The organism is Desulfonatronum sp. SC1 (assembly GCF_003046795.1).
Taxonomy (GTDB): Bacteria; Desulfobacterota; Desulfovibrionia; order Desulfovibrionales; family Desulfonatronaceae; genus Desulfonatronum.
Window position 1 is genome coordinate 14222 of sequence record NZ_PZKN01000027.1, and the last position, 17398, is coordinate 31619.

The following is a 17398-nucleotide window of genomic DNA, read 5'->3' on the forward strand; positions in this document are numbered from 1 at the left end:
AAGAGCACGGCCAGGTGTTTTTTACGACAATACTGGAAGATTTTTCACCATGTATTGACGGATCAGACACGGTTGGACTCCCACGACAAGGAGGCACAAGCAATGCAGTATTGTTTTGCAGTCAACCGGTTTTGGATCGTGGCCGCCCTGCTCGCGGCCGCGCTGGTGCTCCCCTGCAAGGCCGTGGCCCAGGACCCCACGGCCCCGGTCAACATGGGCATCTACGGAGGGACTGTGGAGCGCATCAGCGGCGCACCGATGGATGCCTCGACCACACGGCTTTTCCTGGCCCTGGACAACCCCAATTCGGTTTTTTATGCCGACATTCCCCATGACCACGGCTACCCGTTCATTCCGGACCACGTCTGGTTCCAGGTGGTCCCGGGTCTGGCCGCGGAACAGAACAGGGGCCTGGTCACCCATATCTCCACCCATCAGGCAACCGGCCGCCTCTATGCCAACCCGGGATTGAAGCTGTTCAATTTCGGGACAGACCCCCAGGACCAGCCCCAGGAGGTGGCCGGATTTTTCGTCCCGGACCTTCTGGTCCACGGCGACCGGGTCTTTTTCACCCAGTCCGTCAATGACCCATCCGACCCCAGCGATCCCGGGGCAGCAAACACCTTTTCCCTGCAATGGCAGGCCATTGACCCGGCAACCGGGCGGGGCACCGGGGCCGTGGCCGGAGTGAAACTGCACGAGCAGACCGGCGGGTCCACCGGATGGCATTCGGAGATGGCCGTCTGCCCTGTCAGCGGAAAACTCTACATGCTGCTGTTCTTCGATGGCGGACACGATCTCCATGGCAAGCTGTTGGTTTCTAAAGAGACCGCATCGGACATGACCGGGGATCCAGACTATGCCGAAGTCTTTGAAGTCCGGGACCTGCCGGCTTATGCGGCCGATTGGAGGGACGGCTCCCTGAGCCGCTGGCCCATCCGTCTGGGCGTGGGCCCGGACGGGCGGGTCTTCATTGCCGGACTGGACGGCGATCCGACCACCACCATCCGGGTGGCCTATTCCGATAATCAAGGGCAAGATTGGTCTTTAGAGGTTGACACTGGCGTGGAGCAGGGCTTCCTGGGTCCACAGATGGCCTTTGCCGGGTATGGGATCCTGACAGACCCCAATGACTACTTTGTCTATCTCAGCAGTTCCAGGAGTACGGGACGCGGCGCGGACGGGACCTGGGAGGGCGCCGACATAAGACATGCCCCATTCATGGACCCGGTGGCCCCTGTGGCCCCGGACGACAAGCATGTGTTGTACAGTTCATTCGAGCAATTGGGTCTTGGGTACAGCACCGAGGCTTTGTCCGACCCGATCGATCTGGCCATGGCCAGCTACACTCACGGCATTGAGGCCGTCCAGATCAACGACTTTGACTTCACGGCCGATAAGACCATCGGCTGGACCGCCTCGGGCCAGGGCCTGCGCCGGACCGCTGACCTGCAGGGCGAACCTCCGACCTGGACCGAACCCATGGTCCCCGGTGTCGAGCCCAGTTTTTTTGCCGTGGCCATCGACCCCAACGCCACTCCGGCTGGGAGCGTGGTGTTCGCAGGAGGGACGCGGAATGTGTATCGGACGGTTAACGCCAATGATTCGGATCCGGTTTGGTCGACATTATTCAACGGGTATGGAGCCCCGGACGACATGGCCCTGGTCAAGCGCATCGCCGTCAAGCCCGGGAACTCAAATGTCATCTTTGCCGGGTATGCCACGGACACCACCGACCCCACGGCCATCAACGGGCTCATGGCCTCCATTAATGACGGAACTGACTGGAATCCTGTCCTGTTTGACGGAGACCGTTTCCTGGATGTGCGAGATCTGTTGTTTGTCGATGCCGACCTGTTCGTGGCCGCGGCCTACGACGCGGGCCACCCCGACTCCTGGGGCGTTTTCCGGGTGGACACCACCGATCCCAGCAACCTGGTCGTCCACCATGAATTGGCCCCGCCCACCACTGCCTTCCACGCCCGCAGCCTGGCCGTGGATTCTTCCGGCGGGGTCTATGTGGCCGGAGTGACCACGGACTGGGTCCAGCACGGCTATAGCGGTTCGCCCAGGGTCTATTACCGGGCCTTGGGAGGGACCAGTTGGGTCCAGGTTGACAACGACGGCCTGCCCAACAACGCTGAACCGGCTCAAGCCGACAACACCCTGATCACGGTCGGCGTGGATGCCAATGACGTGGAAGCCCCCCTGCTGACCTTCGGCCGCAGGCTCTATGTCCTGCTCGAGGACGAATGGGACGACATCTATGAGTACCCTTTCCAGACCGAACTCCAGGTCCTGAAGTGGGACGAACTGACCCTGGGCAGCGGCTCCGGGCTCTATGCCCAGGATGTGGGTGTCTTTCCGGAAGAGGAACTGGTGACGCTGACTGTCGTCAAGGCCGGATCCGGTCAGGGCACGGTGGTCAGCAATCCGCCGGGCATCCATTGCGGCCTGACCTGCCAGGGGTCTATCGACGAGGGCGAGGTGGTCGGCCTGACGGCCAACCCGGCCGCGAACTCCTCCTTTGCGCGGTGGGGAGGGAATTGCAGCGGGACCAGAAACACATGCACGTTGGTCATGGACGACGACAAGGATGTCACGGCCCGGTTCGTCGCCTTCAAGGTTGTGGACGAGGATGGAGGCCGGGTCGGCTCACCGGTGATCATGGTCAATGAAGTATACGCCTTCACTGTCCAGGGTTCCGGAACCTATCAGGTCAGGGTCTTTCGAAACGGGGTTTTCCTGGGCTACCTCGCCTTGAGCGGAGGACAATACTTTTTTTCGGCCGACTCCCCCGGGAGGTATGAAATCAGGATCACTGACGGCAGCGACACCGTGGTCATTACGATCATGGTCAGGCCGGAAAGCGCCTTGGGGCACCTCCCGCTGCTCTTGCTGGATTAGGAGGGAGAGTGAGGCAAGGCTCAGGACCTGCCTGAAAAGCGGTTTTCTTTGCGGCATAAAGAGGGGCAACCATGATGAAAGCACGACTTATCGCTGGTTTCCTGTTTGTTTTGATCGTTCAGATACATCTGGGGATCGCCCCAGTTTGTGCCCAGTCAGCCCTGGACGGCTTCCATCCCAATGCCGACGGGACAGTCCGGGCCCTGGCCGTCCAGTCTGACGGCAAGATCCTGGTGGGCGGCGATTTTACCACCATAGCCGGCACGGGCCGCAATCGCATCGCCCGGCTGCATGCCGACGGCAGTCTGGACACCGCCTTTAATCCGGGGACAGGGGCCACGGCCACGGTCCAGTCCATTGCCGTGCAGTCCGACGGCAAGGTTCTTGTCGGCGGGGATTTCACTTCGTACAACGGCACGTCTCGCAACCGCATCGCCCGGCTCAATACCGACGGCAGTCTGGACCCCAGCTTCAATCCCGGCAGCGGGGTAGAGCCTCCCGACTCAGCTGTCTATGCTTTGGCCATACAGTCCGACGGCAAGGTCGTCATCGGAGGCCTGTTCACAACAGTCGGCGGCATCACGCGCAACAACATCGCCCGACTCAATATTGACGGCAGCCTGGACCCCACCTTCAACCCCGGGACAGGCACGGATGCCTTGATCTGGGATCTCACCGTGCAGTCCGACGGCAAGGTCCTTGTCGGCGGCAATTTCACCACCTACAACGGCACCTCCCGCAACCGTATCGTCCGGCTCCATGCCGACGGCAGCCTGGACCCCACCTTCAACCCCGGCAGCGGAGTGGAGGGCACTTCCGTCTACTCCCTGGGCCTGCAGGCCGATGGCAAGGTGCTCATCGGCGGTACCTTCAGTGCCTACAACGGCACCCCCCGCCAGTCCATCGCCCGGCTCACCAGCAGCGGCAGCCTGGACACCTCGTTTACCGCGGGATCTAGCGGCACCGTTTACGAATTGAAGATTCAGCCGGACGGGGCAACTCTCGTCGGAGGGATTTTTACCCAGTTGGTCGGGCAAGACCGGAGCAATATGGGCCGCCTCCTGCCTGATGGCAGCATTGACCCGGACTTTGATCCTGGCGTTGGCGTGGTTGGGGATTTTGTCTGGGCTCTGGAAACCCAGCCCGACGGCCAGATCCTGGTGGGCGGCTTGTTCACGACTCTGGGCGGGCAGGCGCGCGGCAACATCGGACGGCTCTATCCGGACGGCACCCTCGATGCCGACTGTAACCCCAATGCCGACAACCAGGTTTCCGCCCTGGCCGTGCAGCCCGACGGCAAGATACTGATGGGCGGCTTGTTCACGACCGTGGGCGGCACGGGCCGCAACCGTATCGCCCGGCTCTATCCGGACGGCACCCTGGATGCTGCTTTTGATATCGGATCGGGATTTGATGGCCTGGTTCGATCTCTTGCCGTCCAGCCCGACGGGAAAATTCTGGCTGCCGGGGCGTTCACCGAGTATAACGGCACGGGCCGCAAATACATGGCCCGCCTCCATGCCGACGGCAGCCTGGACACCTCCTTTGCTTCCACCGGGTCCGGACTGAACAATGCAGTTTCCAGTCTGGCCCTGCAGCCTGACGGCAAGGTTCTGGTCGGCGGGGATTTCACTTCGTACAACGGTACGGACCGCAAATACATGGCCCGCCTTCATGCCGACGGCAGCCTGGACACCACCTTTGCTTCCACAGGGACCGGGCTTGATGACATTGTCTCCAGTCTGGCCCTGCAGCCTGACGGCAAGGTTCTGGTCGGCGGGGATTTCACTTCGTACAACGACACGGGCCGCAAATACATGGCCCGCCTCCATGCCGACGGCAGCCTGGACACCGCCTTTGTCCCAGCAACCATTTCGGGCAATCGGGTCTATGCCCTGGCCCTGCTTCCCGACGGCACAGTATGCATGGCCGGGGATTTTTTTGAGGTGGGAAGCGTCTCGCGCGACAAAATCGCCCGATTGGGTGCCGGCGGCGTATTGGACCAAACCTTTTTCCCAGGCACCGGAGCGAACAATCTCATCTATACCCTGGTCCTGGACGCGGACGGCAAGGTGCTCATCGGTGGAGATTTTTCCACGTACAACGGGACCGATCGCAGCCGCATCGCCCGGGTCAACGGAGACGGCAGCCTGGACACCACGTTTATTCCCCAGGGGACAACGAACGGTTCGATCCGGGCCCTGGCCCTGCAGGTTGACGGCAAGGTTCTGGCCGGTGGGTGGTTCACGTCATTGGCAGGACAGAATCGCAATCGTATCGGCCGCCTGAGCGTTGCCGGAGCAGTCCTCCAGTCCTTGGACGCATCCGGGGACGGGGCGTCAATGACCTGGACCCGCAGTGGGGCCGGACCGGAGTTTTTTCGGGTCACTTTTGAGCAGTCCCTGGATGGGACCAGCTACAACTTGCTCGGGTCGGGGACACGCGTGGCCGGCGGCTGGCAATTGAGCGGGTTGAGTCTACCCAAGGCCCAAAATTTCTGGATTCGAGCCAGGGGATATCATGCCTCGGGTGAATACACGGCCTCACAATCCATGGCCGAATCGGTCGGCAATTTCTTTCTGGCGGGCAGTCTGCGGGTGAATATCGAGCCCCAAGGCGCTCGTCAGGCCGGGGCCGGGTGGCGCCGGGTGGGCACTTCGGACAACTGGCGCGGCAGCGGGACCACGGAATATGGCCTGCCGGTTGGACAGCATGGGGTCACCTTCAAACGTGTGGCCGGATGGAACACCAAGGCCGATGAGAACGTGACGATTCTGTCCGGGCAAAGCACGACCCTTTCCGTGACCTATACCTCAAACACCACCCAGTATCAGGTTTCCCTGGCCGCGGGCGACAACAACGGGTCGGTTGCCGGCGGGGGGACCTTTGTCCACAACACCTGGGTCACGGTCAGGGCCATCCCCAAGAAGGGCTATGCCTTCAGCCACTGGACCCTGAACGGGCAGAAGATTTCCGGGGCCGGGGCTACCTACAGTTTCTATGCCACGTCCAACTGTTCCCTGGTGGCCCATTTCCGGGATAGTATCCCTCTGCCTGGCTTGCTGATGCTGTTATTGGACGAGTGAGCACATCCGGGCGGGGAAGACCCGGAAAACAACCTGGTGATGTGCTCAAGACCACCTGAAGAAAGGCAGTTCATCGGCAGGAGAGGATGAATCCATGTTTGGTGCTCTCTGTATCGAGATGATTCCCGCGCGGATCTGGTGCCTGGCCAGAGCCCTGTGCGAAATACGATGCCGGGGTGCACATATTCGTTTGTGACGAGCAACGCCCATTTCCGGAAGATGTCCGGGGATGGGCGTTTTTTATTGACGTCCGCCCAAGACGCAGCCCGATTCAGGATTGATGGGGTGTTAGTCATGAACGATGACCCTAACTCGCAAGGAGCCCTTTCATGACGGTTGCTCTTCCCGGAACATGCCGCATATCCGTCGCCTTCGTCTTGTTTCTTTTGCTGGACGAGTAAAAGGCCGCAAAACATCATTGGTTGGGAGAATGGGATACTATTGAGGAATCGTTTCACAAGGAGGCAGCCATGCCACGCGCATTCATGCTGATTATTTCCATGTTGCTTTATTTCCCGGTGCAAGTCTTCGCGGACTTCTATGTCATCCCCGGCGGCGGACCGCCCGCGGGCACGGAAATCAGATCCACGCCGTACATCATCTCCTCGCCCGGCATGTACTTCCTCAAGAAGAACCTGTCCTGTCCGGCGGGAACCCACTGCATCACCATCGCCGCGGACGACGTGACTTTGGACCTGATGGGTTTCAGCCTGAGCGGATCGGGCGGGACCGGCAATTTTGACGGCATTCACATCGTGCAGCGCAAAAACGTGGAGGTGCGCAACGGTACAATCCTCAATTTTCAAAGAAACGGCGTGATGGAGTCGGGCGCTACGTTTCTGGAAGGCAGGCACAGGATGATCAACCTGCGCCTGTACGGCAACGGCGTCAATGGGATCTCTCTTGCCAGCGAATTAAATACGATAATCGGGTGTACAGCAACACACAACGCATCCACCGGTATCTATTCCGGCGCCGGCAGCGTGTTCAGGGACAATGTCTGTTCGTATAACAAGTTCGGTCTGATGGCCGCCCACTACGCGTCGGTCATCGGGAACTCTTGCACGCGGAATTCTCTCATCGGGATATTTTGCGGCCCGCAATGCCTGATCGTGGACAATGTCGCCATCTTGAATGGCAGTAGGAATATTTATACCCAGGCCAGCGTCCTGGAACGTAATCTGGCGCCGTAGCCAGGGCCGATCAATTATTCGTCGGCGCAGCAAAACACCTCCATCCCCGAGGATATCTCCAATGACACACAACTGAATCATTGCCTGGATGGCCATGTCGGTTCTTCTGTTGTCCGCTTCGGCGACGGCCATGAGCATGCCGGATGCCGGGCAAAACAAATGCTACGACAATACCCAGGAAATCGCCTGCCCCCAGCCCGGCGTGCTGATGCTTCTGTTGGGTGAATAGAGAAGGGGCATGGGGAAATTAATCATCGACGGGCGCAACTGAAGCCGAGCGACTTGAGAGAAAGGCGGTTCGTCTAGTCAATGGTTGAATTGTGGACTTGAGGTGGGCCGTCTCCAAGATAAAAAATTCCTGGATAACCATGTGTTTCAAAGCCGTCACTGGGGTTGCGGACCAGGATGGAATCCTTGATGATCAGGTGCCCGGACCGGTTGTTGCTGACATAAAAGATGGCACCCCCACCCTCACGGGCATGATTGTCCTCGATACGCGTGCCGCAAATGTTGAGATCAAACCTGTTCCCGTCGTTATAGATCGCTCCGCCGCTTCCCCCGCCAGGCGTTCCCGGCCGTTGCGGATTGGCGCCGAAGCCGACGGCTGAATTATGGCTGAACAGGGAATTGAACACGGAGTATGAAACTCCGATGCTACTCAGCCCCCCTCCATTCGAGCAGATATTCCCGAACCGCGGCTCTCCCCCGAAGGTGCTGTTGACGACATACAGCGGCTTGTTCTCGTGCTGACTGAACGCCCGAACGGCCGCTCCTCCCACATCGGGCCCGGTGGTCGCGCACCTGTTGCTCAGAAAACGGCAGTTAACCACCTTCAAGCGCCCCCCTCGCGCTCAAATAGCCCCGCCGCCGTCGTACCTCTGTTCATCGGATGAATTTCCCTCAAGAAAAGTGAGGTTTTGTACGGTAAGCCGGGGATGATCCTGATTCTGGCAATGCGAGGTTGTCCATATCTGATCTGGGTCGCAGGTGTTCATGTAGAGTATTCTCCGCGCATTCCCGCCGCTCAGGGCGATTTTTCCTCTGCCGTCGATGACGATTTTCGGTCCGGTGTTGTTGAAGATCTTCGCGGTTTCTTCCAGGTGGATAACGAGGGGCCTCGGGCCGCAGTTGAAGGTGATGACGCCTCCCTTAGCTATTGTGTCGACAACAGCTGCGCTGGTGCAACTTTGTGGAGAACCGTCGCCGATGACGTGATCCGGCATGGAGGTGTCCTCCAGTTCCGCCTCGGCCGGAAGAGGGCAGTGGCCGTCCGGGTTGCCCGTCGGCGGCCAGGTTCTCCAGGGATTTGCTGTTCCCGCGAGGATGGCCGGCAGAAAAAGGAGTAGGTCGTCGGAGTCATTCGAGCAAAAAGCCGTTCTTTGCGCAGAGAGTGCGCAGAACAGCAAGAGAAAAAGGAGCAGTCGGTTCATAGTTTTAGATAGCGATGCAATAGAAAGGACGAAGAACTCTTGATCTGTATTGCATAATCATCAATAAGCCAATCGGCTGAAGGTGTCCTGCCCTTGCATGGACAGGATGAGAACAAGGTGTGCTGAATTCACTGGCATCTATACATGTTGTCGAAAATCCGTCCTCAGTATCGACGCTTAGATCAACGATGAAGCGCAATTTTCCGATGCCTTCGCGCTGACCTTATAGTCGTCGGTTTGACGTCTTGTCACCTGGATACGTAGAAAAAACAACACTGCGTAGCACAGAGTATTATCAGGTCAGGTCAAACAAGGCTGGTGAATGTTCGTTGCTTGGCGATATTTCTCGGGACAAGCGGGGATTAATCATCCAGGAGCAAGGCCGGGATGGCTGGGTTGAAACGTGTGGTGCCCTGTTCGTACTCGTCCGCCCCGATGTCGATTCCTCGGCCCATGGGCCTTTGCTGGCCGTCATAATCCAGAAAGGGCGACGGCAAGCCCGGAATGGCCGAGGTGCCGGCATCGACCACGCCCGGCACGGCCGTAGCCAGATGCAGGTCCCCGCTGTCCGGAGCGACGAACCAGGCGGCCTGGGCCGTGGTCACATTGTGGGTCACAGTGGCCGTTCCTCCGTTTCTCGAGACGATAGCCTTGTTGGTCAGGTTGTTGGCGATGAAGGCCCCGGTGGTGGTCGCGAAGCGATACTCTATGGCATTGGGGTAGCCGTGGTCAAAAAAAATGGTGTTGTTGTAGACCCGGGCGTCGGTGCTGGACTGGAGATCGATGCCCACGTCGGCAAAGGCCGGGTTCCTGGTGCTGTGGTAGATCATGTTGTTGCGGATGACTCCCCGGACATGGGTCGACGATCCCAGGCCGAAACCAATCCCCCGGTCGCAGTCGATGATCAGGTTGCCCTCGACCAGGGTGTCCCGGGAGCCGGACCAGAAATGGACGGCATGTTCGGCGATGGAGCCGGAAGGACTGGCGATGTTCTTGAAAATGTTGTTGCGGACAACCCAGTTGTGGGATCTGTGGGCATCGATTCCGCCGATGTACCATTGGGGCCCGATTCCGGCCGAGTATTCAAAAAGGCTGTTTTCCACCAGGCCGTTGGTGGAGGCATGGGGGCTCGAGGGGTTGGTGGACACCTTGACCATCTGTTCCTTGGTGTCCACGATGCGCAGATTGGAAATGGTCACATGGCTGGCCCCGAGTTCCCCGTGGACCTGGACAGCGTGGTAATAGACCCAGCCAATGGTCATGTCCCGGACCGTGAAATAGGACCCCCGGACCAGAAAGACATGGGAGACACCGCCATCCATGCCCTGACCCCGGATGATGACCGCATTCCGGTTGCCGGACTGGCTACGGATGGTGATATTGTCGCCGGTGATATGGAGCAAACTGGAGAGGGTATAGGTCCCGTCGGCCACGAGGATGGTCTTGTCCCCGCCGACATTGGCATTGTTTACGGCCGTCCGCAGTTGTTCCACGGAGCTGACCACCACCGCGGCCACGGCCTGGGAATTCGCAAGAATCAGGCCCAGGCAAAGGAGTGCCGTCTTCAGCATCCGAGCAGTCATAAGCCACCTCCTGTTCCCCTTAGCTGAGTGTTGAAAAAGTCCTTATCTGACAGGCCGTACAAAAAATCCCAAGTGCAAGAAGCAAGAAAGCTATCCGGCCACGTCCCGTGTCCGGCCCCCGCGGGCTGTCGCTTCGCCACATTTTCGATTGCCGTCCTGGCAATCGAATCAAGGTCGAGGCGCATTTATTCATCGTGAGAGTTTGAACGTTTTGCGGCGACGCAGCAATTGGGAGTTTTTCAACGGATTGCTAATGATCAACTCCGCTGGCCTTTTGATTCGAATTCTGGCCCTCATTTTGCAAAATCGATAGTTGCGAGGTGAACCGTGGGAATATTTTTCCGCATATTGGGTTCGTACCCAAGCACAGGCTGAATGTTTTTCCAAACCGGAGGGGTTATGCAAATTACTCCAGATGCATCTGGTCAGGTCCCATTTGCGAATCAAGATCAGGCGGCACGAGTTACGAAAAAGGCAGAGGCGTTAAGTCAGGCCGGCGATCTCAGATCAGATGGACACTTGAAAGCAGTTGTCAGGCAAGGCGAACTTCCCCACTTATCCAAAAAGAGCGAAAGCTTCCAGCACCAGCTGGAGCGAAAGCAGGTTGAATCAACTCCGCTACGCAAGGATGGATCGTACACTGACTCGTTGGCATCGCCCCCCGGTTTCCGTGACGACCCGTTGGCCACAGCGCCCGGCTTCCGGGACGACCCGCTGGCTACAGCGCCTGGCTTCCGGGATGATCCGCTGGCCACAGCGCCCGGCTTCCGGGATGATCCGCTGGCTACCGCGCCTGGTTTCCGGGACGACCCGTTGGCTACCGCGCCTGGTTTCCGGGACGACCCGCTGGCCACAGCGCCCGGCTTCCGGGACGACCCGTTGGCTACCGCGCCCGGTTTCCGGGACGACCCGTTGGCTACCGCGCCTGGTTTCCGGGACGACCCGCTGGCTACCGCGCCCGGCTTCCGGGATGATCCGCTGGCTACAGCGCCCGGCTTCCGGGATGATCCGCTGGCTACAGCGCCCGGTTTCCGGGATGATCCGCTGGCTACCGCGCCTGGTTTCCGGGACGACCCGCTGGCTACCGCGCCCGGTTTCCGGGATGATCCGCTGGCTACAGCGCCTGGCTTCCGTGACGACCCGTTGGCTACCGCGCCTGGCTTTCGGGACGACAACCCCGGCGGTATTGGCAAGGTGAACAGCGGATATTTTTGGCCCAGGTTTTTTGATCAACCAAGCAACCCTGATATATCGTCCGGAGATGATATTGGCCAATCACTTCACCAAACTGCTTCTCGTGGACTCTCTCTTGGCCTGACTCATTGGGCGGCCATGCAGGTTCAAATTATGCTTCAGGCCGACAAGGAGTGATCGAACGGGATAGGCTATACAGATTATTTTCGGCAGAGCCTCCTCCTTTCAGCAAGCGTGCGCAATTTATGATGCGCACGCTTTTTTTATTCCTCGCCCGTAGATTTTTCTTGCCTTGTCCATCCCTCTTGTCGTAATGTTTAACCAGGTAGTTTTTATCCGAAAACGGCCTTTTATCCTTTTGGCTGCGTCAGTCTTCACGAATTATTTCGTCAACGTATTGATTGCGCCTCGTTGTAATTGCTTGACTTTCTTGCCAAAAGAATAAATTTCTCGTTTCTTGATTGATAGCCGGCAGTTTCAGCATCCGGAATTAAAACAGTTTCCGGGTGGAAACTAGTTAACTAGCTCAGATAGTTCAAAATATGCTTCAACATTTCCGCCTTTTTTCAAACCTATTGCCTCAAGGAGTGTCATAAATGAATAGGAGCTTTCTCCTTCCCCTGCTTTTGGCGGCCGGCGTGGTTTTTTTTGCAGGGCAGGTTGCGGCCCAGTCCGGCGGGCTTTCGCGGTTTTCGGATATTCCGGACAAGGCCATGACAGGCGACGGGTTTGCCAAGATCATCGTAGAGTTCCATGTCCCGAACATTGAAGAATTGTACCGCAAATCGGCATCCTTCGTTCCCCTTGGCCAGGACGAACCGGCAGACGAGACGGCCAGAGCGGCCATGGCTTCGGCTGACGCGGCCCTGAGCATGGCTATTCAGAGTGAAGCCAGTAAAGTCCTGGATCGCCTTCCGGGTCAGTCTCACCGTATAAATCGCAGATATACCTATTTTCCTTTTCTGGCTTTGGACGTGAAGCCTGATGTTTTTATAATGCTGCAGGCCGATTCTCGGGTCAAGACCATATATCCGGATATCCCAACGCCTCTGCCGATACATGGCCCTGCCGAGGATGGCCTGCCCAAAAAACCACATGCCGACAAAGACTCGCTGCAGTCGGACCCGGCCCCGCCAAGCATGTCCGATACCATCGGCATGATCGGCGCGGACAAGGCCTGGGCGCGCGGGTTCACCGGCAGCGGATGGTATGTGGCCATCCTGGACACGGGGATCCGTCGAACCCATGAGTTTTTTCAGGGAAAAAGTATTGTTGAGGCATGTTTTTCAGCTCGAGCCAATTGCCCCAACGGACAAACCTTGATGGTTGGGACCGGCGCGGCGGCGCACTATTCCAGCGCATATAGAGGGTATGACCACGGTACCCACGTGGCCGGCACGGCAGCGGGCAAGCGGCCGAACAATACTCTGTTCGGCGTGGCCCGGGATGCGGGGATTATTGCGGTCAACGTGTTTTCCAGGTTTACGGCCGCGGAATGTGGCGGCAACCCCTGCGTCATGTCCTACTCCAGCGACCAGATCGCCGGGCTTGACCATGTCTACGGCCTGCGTGGAACATACAACGTAGGGGCCGCGAACATGAGCCTGGGTGGCGGCGCCTACTCCACTTACTGCGACAGCTCTCCACAGAAATCCGCCATTGACAGGTTGCGGTCCGCCAGAATTCCCACGGCCATTTCCACGGGCAACGACGGTTATTGTGGTTGGCTCGGCTCTCCGGGGTGCATCTCCACGGCCATCGCGGTGATGGCCTCCACCAAGGCTGATGTGGAAACACTGTTCAACAACTGGCATGCAACAGTGGCTGATTTATTCGCGCCGGGCCAATCCATCATTTCTTCCACGGGCGGGTCGAACACCAGCTATCAGTCATGGAGCGGAACATCCATGGCCGCTCCCCACGTGGCCGGTGCCCTGACATTGATGCGCCAGTACGATCCCACAGCCGCGGTGGGATCGCATCTTGGCCGCATTACGGAGTTGGGCCCGGCAATCCCCACCCTGTGCCCCAGCGGAGGGAGCAAGCGTCGGTTGTATGTGGATAATTTCCCGAGCCCAGAGCCGGACGGCACAGCCCTGCCCGCCGTGATGATGCTTTTGCTGGATGAATAACCAAAACATATGAGGGAAGTTGTGCGTAGGTTCTTTTTCCCGCTCTATATTGCTTTTTTCTGCGTTGCCGCGGTTTCATCCTTTGCACCTGTCCAGGCTGGTGAAACGTGGTTCGAGCAGGCTCATGCACTTGCCGGGCATGCGAAGGTTCTGGACCAGCAGGCCGCGATGGAGGCCTTCGCAAGAGGCGACGGTCAGGGCGAGTTTATCGTCTTGCTCAAGCGGCCCAAAGGCGTGCAAAACTTGACCGGGCCGCTGCAGGCCAACACGGACAAGGACGTCCGCCGCCAAGAGGTCCGGTCTGTCCGCGATCGGGCCTTGCAGGCCATGCCTGACCTGCCCCGATCCGTCATTCGGCACCGCTATGACAACCTGTTCGGCTTTTCCGTGCAGGTCGATCCGGATCAGTTGCAACTGTTGCTGGACAACCCTCATGTGGACCTGATCGAGCCGGTTCGCATTCTGTACCCGCATTTGCGTCAGGGGATTCCTCTGCAGAAAGCGGATACCTACCGATCTCAATATAACGGCCAAGGGGTTTCCGTGGCCATTGTGGACACGGGGATCGACTATAACAATCCGTACATCAACGGCGGCACGGGTGGGTTTCCCAACGCCAAGGTCATCGGCGGGTACGATTTCGGAGAGTTCAAGGCCGATCCCATGGATCGCAACGGACATGGCACGGCCTGCGCCGGAATCGTGGCAGGCGAGCCCTGCGACAGTTGTGGCGATTATATCGGAGGCGTGGCCTACAACGCCAAACTGTATGCCTTGAAGATATCCTCGACGCCCACTGGCGGCACCGCCACCACGGCAGCCATGATCGCCGCCTGGGACTGGGCCGTGACGCATCAGAACGACGATCCCAGCCATCCGATCATGGTCATCAGCACCAGTTTCGGAGGTGGCAGGCATCTTGGAGCTTGCGACGCCGCCTCTCCTGGAATGACCCAGGCCGCGAATAATGCCGTAGCCGCGGGGATCACGGTTTTCTCATCCTCGGGCAATGACGGGTATTGCGATGCCATGGGCTGGCCCGCCTGCATCAGCAGTGTTATTTCCGTGGGCGCGGTATATGATGGGGATATTGGGAGACAGGGGTGGTATGTCGAGGCGGAGTCCTGCGCTCCCAAAATACCGGATTCCGGTAAGTGGGTGGCTTACGACGAGACAACCGCGGCGGACATGGTTGCCGTGTATTCAAATAGCGCGTCCTTCCTGGACATCTTCGCCCCATCCAACGACGCCTATACTTTGCAGGCGTTGTCTAAAGGAAGCGCCTTTGCTCCGGAATTCGGCGGGACGTCCGCGGCCTGCCCCTATGCCGCGGGTGCGGCGGCAGTTCTGCAGTCGGCGGCCAAAAAGCGCAACGGCAGATGGCTCCCTGCTGAAGACATTAAGCAGAGCTTGATCAATACGGGCGACTTGGTCACCGACGGCAAAGTCGCGGTAACAAAGCCCAGGGTTAACCTGCGCAAAGCCATGCAGACACTTGGCGTGGCTTTTCAGCCCGGCGTGATGATGCTTTTGCTGGGAGAATAGAAGGTATTCGATGCGACCAACGCTCATTTTTGGTTACATAACCGAGTGTTGAAAAAGTCCTATTTCAACGGCCTGATAAGCCTGGGCGGCACCTCAGTGGTGCCGCCCAGGCTTCTTTTTTGCGCGCCCTGCCGGGCGCACAAAAAAGAAGGGGAAGCCTTGACGGCTTCCCCTTCACTGAGTTCAGATTGTCGATCGGCTGGGTTCAGTTGTCCTTGAACACCTCGTCAACGTTCTTGGCGTCCAGGATTCGTTCGGCCCGGAGGATTCGTTGAAAAAAAAGAATACATGCAAGCCAAGAGCAGACTTGACCCCTCCTTTCAGCAAGCGTGCGCAATTATGATGCGCACGCTTTTTTTATTCCTCGCCCGTATGTGTTCTTGCCGTGTCCATCCCTTCTGTTGTAGTGTTTAACTAGGTAGTTTTCATCCGGAAACGGCCCTTTATCCTTCTTTTGGCTGCGTCAGTCTTCACAGTTATTGCGTCAACGTATTGATTACGCCTCGTCATAATTGCCTGACTTCCTTGCCAAAAAAATATTCTCGTTTCCTGATTGAAAACCGGCAGTTTCAGCACCCGGAAGTAAAACAGTTTCCGGGTGGAAACTAGGTAACTAGCTCAGATAGTTCAAAATATGCTTCAACATTTCCGCCTTTTTTCAAACCTATTGCCTCAAGGAGTGTCATAAATGAATAGGAGCTTTCTCCTTCCCCTGCTTTTGGCGGTCGGCGTGGTTTTTTTTGCAGGGCAGGTTGCGGCCCAGTCCGGCGGGCTTATGCAGTTTTCGGATATTCCGGACAAGGCCATGACAGGCGACGGGTTTGCCAAGATCATAGTAGAGTTCCATGTCCCGAACATTGAAGAATTGTTCCGCAAATCGGCCTCCTTCGTTCCCCTTGGCCAGGACGAACCGGCAGACGAGACGGCCAGAGCGGCCATGGCTTCGGCTGACGCAGCCCTGAGCATGGCTATTCAGAGTGAAGCCAGTAAAGTCCTGGATCGCCTTCCGGGTCAGTCTCACCGTATAAATCGCAGATATACCTATTTTCCTTTTCTGGCTTTGGACGTGAAGCCTGATGTTTTTATAATGCTGCAGGCCGATTCTCGGGTCAAGACCATATATCCGGATATCCCAACGCCTCTGCCGATACATGGCCCTGCCGAGGATGGCCTGCCCAAAAAACCACATGCCGACAAAGACTCGCTGCAGTCGGACCCGGCCCCGCCAAGCATGTCCGATACCATCGGCATGATCGGCGCGGACAAGGCCTGGGCGCGCGGGTTCACCGGCAGCGGATGGTATGTGGCCATCCTGGACACGGGCATCCGTCGAACCCATGAATTTTTCCAGGGTAAGGACATCGTGGAGGCATGTTTTGCTTCAGGGGAAGAATATGGCTCTGGTGATTGCCCAAACGGGCAAACCACGATGTATGGTATTGGCGCAGCCGCACATTATTCCAGTGCCTATGACGGCTATGACCACGGCACGCATGTGGCCGGCACGGCAGCGGGTAAGCGGCCGAACAATACCCTGTTCGGAGTGGCCCGGGACGCAAATATCATCGCGGTCAATGTTTTTTCCAGGTTCTCATCTGAAGAAGATTGTGGCGCCCGCCACCCCTGCGTCTTAACCTGGAGCAGCGATCAGATCGCTGGTCTGGACTATGTCTACGCTTTGCGAGAAATCAACATCGGGGCCGCGAACATGAGCCTGGGTGGCGGTGCCTACTCCACTTACTGCGACAGCTCTCCACTGAAATCCGTCATTGACAGGTTGCGGGCAGCCAGAATTCCCACGGCCATTTCCTCGGGCAATAACGGTTATTGTGGTTTTGTAGGCTCTCCGGGGTGCATCTCCTCGGCCATCGCGGTGATGGCTTCCGACAAGGCTGATGTGGAAACAGACTTCAACAACTGGCATGCAACAGTGGCTGATTTGTTCGCGCCGGGCAGATTCATCTATTCTTCCACGGGCGGGTCGAATACCAGCTATCAATCATGGAGTGGAACATCCATGGCCGCTCCCCACGTGGCCGGTGCCCTGACATTGATGCGCCAGTACGATCCCACAGCCGCGGTGGAAACGCATCTTGGCCGCATTACGGAATTGGGCCCGGCAATCCCCACCCGATGCCCCAGCGGAGGGAGCAAGCCTCGGTTGTATGTGGATAATTTCCCGAGCACAGCCCTGCCCGGCGTGATGATGCTTTTGCTGGATGAATAAAAGGTATCCGATGCGACCACCACTCATTTTTGGTTACATAACCGAGTGTTGAAAAAGTCCTATTTCAACGGCCTGATAAGCCTGGGCGGCACCTCAGTGGT

At 58.0% G+C, this 17398-nt stretch carries 11 protein-coding genes; 8 read left to right on the top strand and 3 right to left on the bottom strand.

Annotated features, from left to right (window positions below):
* Nucleotides 1-102: 102 nt before the first annotated feature.
* The 4 genes from C6366_RS13925 (at nucleotide 103) to C6366_RS20515 (ending at nucleotide 7415) form a co-directional block, all read left to right on the top strand.
* Nucleotides 103-2907 carry a hypothetical protein gene (locus C6366_RS13925; protein WP_107738919.1) on the top strand — a complete coding sequence of 935 codons (2805 nt, stop codon included), beginning with the start codon at nucleotides 103-105 and terminating at the stop codon, nucleotides 2905-2907.
* A 71-nt stretch (nucleotides 2908-2978) separates the two neighbouring features.
* A complete protein-coding gene (locus C6366_RS13930) occupies nucleotides 2979-5993 on the top strand; it encodes a delta-60 repeat domain-containing protein (protein ID WP_107738922.1) in 3015 nt (1004 codons plus the stop codon).
* 470 nt (nucleotides 5994-6463) lie between these two features.
* The gene (locus C6366_RS13935) at nucleotides 6464-7186 is read left to right on the top strand and encodes a right-handed parallel beta-helix repeat-containing protein (RefSeq protein ID WP_107738924.1); all 723 of its coding nucleotides are present in this window, start codon (nucleotides 6464-6466) and stop codon (nucleotides 7184-7186) included.
* Between the two features lie 94 nt (nucleotides 7187-7280).
* Nucleotides 7281-7415: a hypothetical protein gene (locus C6366_RS20515; protein WP_255412103.1), complete on the top strand. Its 135-nt coding sequence runs from the start codon at nucleotides 7281-7283 to the stop codon at nucleotides 7413-7415.
* A 73-nt stretch (nucleotides 7416-7488) separates the two neighbouring features.
* Here C6366_RS20515 and C6366_RS20105 read toward each other — a convergent pair whose 3' ends face one another.
* From C6366_RS20105 to C6366_RS13945, 3 genes are all read right to left on the bottom strand, one after another.
* Nucleotides 7489-8016, bottom strand: a complete 528-nt coding sequence (locus C6366_RS20105; protein WP_233248504.1) for a hypothetical protein — start codon at nucleotides 8014-8016, stop codon at nucleotides 7489-7491.
* Nucleotides 8017-8037: 21 nt separating this feature from the next.
* The gene (locus C6366_RS20110; protein WP_199221518.1) at nucleotides 8038-8409 is read right to left on the bottom strand and encodes a hypothetical protein; all 372 of its coding nucleotides are present in this window, start codon (nucleotides 8407-8409) and stop codon (nucleotides 8038-8040) included.
* 569 nt (nucleotides 8410-8978) lie between these two features.
* Complete coding sequence (locus tag C6366_RS13945; protein ID WP_107738926.1) at nucleotides 8979-10199, bottom strand: right-handed parallel beta-helix repeat-containing protein; 1221 nt, start codon at nucleotides 10197-10199, stop codon at nucleotides 8979-8981.
* 681 nt (nucleotides 10200-10880) lie between these two features.
* Here C6366_RS13945 and C6366_RS13955 point away from each other — a divergent pair.
* The 4 genes from C6366_RS13955 (at nucleotide 10881) to C6366_RS13970 (ending at nucleotide 17297) form a co-directional block, all read left to right on the top strand.
* Entirely contained in the window at nucleotides 10881-11570 is a 690-nt protein-coding gene (locus C6366_RS13955) for a hypothetical protein (RefSeq protein ID WP_146164861.1), read from the top strand.
* Between the two features lie 419 nt (nucleotides 11571-11989).
* Nucleotides 11990-13525, top strand: coding sequence for a S8 family serine peptidase (locus C6366_RS13960; RefSeq protein ID WP_107738932.1), 1536 nt, complete (start codon nucleotides 11990-11992; stop codon nucleotides 13523-13525).
* Nucleotides 13526-13546: 21 nt separating this feature from the next.
* Entirely contained in the window at nucleotides 13547-15070 is a 1524-nt protein-coding gene (locus C6366_RS13965) for a S8 family serine peptidase (protein ID WP_158269792.1), read from the top strand.
* Nucleotides 15071-15758: 688 nt separating this feature from the next.
* Complete coding sequence (locus C6366_RS13970; protein WP_107738935.1) at nucleotides 15759-17297, top strand: S8 family serine peptidase; 1539 nt, start codon at nucleotides 15759-15761, stop codon at nucleotides 17295-17297.
* The last annotated feature ends 101 nt before the right edge of the window (nucleotides 17298-17398 follow it).

Coding starts and splice junctions, on each gene's coding strand:
- C6366_RS13925 (WP_107738919.1), top strand. CDS start 103: ATGCAGTATTGTTTTGCAGTCAACCGGTTTTGGATCGTGGCCGCCCTG.
- C6366_RS13930 (WP_107738922.1), top strand. CDS start 2,979: ATGATGAAAGCACGACTTATCGCTGGTTTCCTGTTTGTTTTGATCGTT.
- C6366_RS13935 (WP_107738924.1), top strand. CDS start 6,464: ATGCCACGCGCATTCATGCTGATTATTTCCATGTTGCTTTATTTCCCG.
- C6366_RS20515 (WP_255412103.1), top strand. CDS start 7,281: ATGTCGGTTCTTCTGTTGTCCGCTTCGGCGACGGCCATGAGCATGCCG.
- C6366_RS20110 (WP_199221518.1), bottom strand. CDS start 8,409: ATGCCGGATCACGTCATCGGCGACGGTTCTCCACAAAGTTGCACCAGC.
- C6366_RS13945 (WP_107738926.1), bottom strand. CDS start 10,199: ATGACTGCTCGGATGCTGAAGACGGCACTCCTTTGCCTGGGCCTGATT.
- C6366_RS13960 (WP_107738932.1), top strand. CDS start 11,990: ATGAATAGGAGCTTTCTCCTTCCCCTGCTTTTGGCGGCCGGCGTGGTT.
- C6366_RS13970 (WP_107738935.1), top strand. CDS start 15,759: ATGAATAGGAGCTTTCTCCTTCCCCTGCTTTTGGCGGTCGGCGTGGTT.